The following is a 1,286-nucleotide window of genomic DNA, read 5'->3' on the forward strand; positions in this document are numbered from 1 at the left end:
GTGTCTTTGGGAGAATGGCTGGCGGTGACCATGATGCCATGACCGTCATACTGCTCTGTCCAAAAGGCCATCATAGGGGTGGTAACAAGCCCTAAATAGATGACCTGAAGCCCTCGCTGCTGTATACGCTTGGTCAGAGCCTCAGCAATACACTCGCTACCAGCGCGCACATCAAAACCTACAATCACAGTAGTCTTTTTGGCTCTCAGCTCAAAGGGCGATAGGGCAGGCGTATTTAATTTGTGGTTTGAGTGATGATTACTATCGATACGGTACTGGCTATAAAGCCTAAAAAAAGCATCAGCTAAGGCAGTGATGAAATCACTGGTAAAATACTGCTTATCACCACGAATGTCGTAGGCACGAAATAAGGACTGCTGCGTAGCAAAGGGGGGTGTCATTACTACGTCTCCTTATTTTTGTTATTTATGACAAATGTTATTGATGACAAAACAGCATGTAGGGCCGGGTTTTATTGACGACCTGAATGACCAAAACCGCCTGCGCCGCGTGCGCTAATATCATTAAAATCATTGACAATCTCAAACTCAGGACGTGCAACGGGCACTACGATATACTGCGCCATACGATCGGCAGGATTAAGGATAAAATCCTCATCGCTACGATTCCATACACTGACCATCAGCTCGCCTTGATAGTCGGCATCAATGAGACCCACTAGGTTACCTAGTACAATACCGTGTTTGTGACCTAGACCTGAGCGCGGCAATATCATGCCTGCATAATTGGGATCAGCAATATAAACTGCCAATCCCGTACCGACTAGATGCGTTGTACCTGCTTTGATCGTCAAAGGCGCGTCTATACAAGCGCGCAAATCGATACCTGCTGAGCCGTCAGTTGCACGTGTTGGTAACGCAAATGACTCATCATTAATAAGTTTAGGATTTAGAACTTTGACTTGTACCGCTTGCATAACGTACTCGCTGTTTATTTTGTTTATAGAATTAACTCGTTTATAGAATTAGCACGCTGGCCAAGCCCAAAAACGACATAAAGCCGACGATATCAGTTACTGTCGTTAAGATAACTGAAGCAGATAAAGCTGGGTCGATATTCATGCGTTTGAGCATCAAAGGAATACTAATGCCAGAGACGTTGGCAGCGGTCATATTAATGGCAATAGCGCAGCCAATGACGCTACTGATCTTGATATCATGAAACCACAATTGGGCAATAAACGCCATGATTATCGCCCAGATAATACCGTTTATCGCGCCTACCCATAGCTCTTTGTTGAGTAGCCAAACACGGTTAGACCCGCC

2 protein-coding genes and 1 pseudogene are annotated in these 1,286 nt (G+C 45.3%); all 3 read right to left on the reverse strand.

Features of this window, described 5'->3' with window-relative positions; all coding sequences use genetic code 11:
- A pseudogene (locus ACTXGO_RS13965) lies at positions 1-401 on the reverse strand (phosphomannomutase); the annotation flags it as partial.
- Positions 402-472: 71 nt separating this feature from the next.
- Entirely contained in the window at positions 473-937 is a 465-nt protein-coding gene (gene dut / locus ACTXGO_RS13970) for a dUTP diphosphatase (protein ID WP_317200296.1), read from the reverse strand.
- Between the two features lie 40 nt (positions 938-977).
- Positions 978-1,286: magnesium transporter (locus ACTXGO_RS13975; protein ID WP_443574944.1), on the reverse strand; the 309-nt coding region annotated here is incomplete at its 5' end.

The organism is Psychrobacter sp. T6-1 (assembly GCF_052258445.1).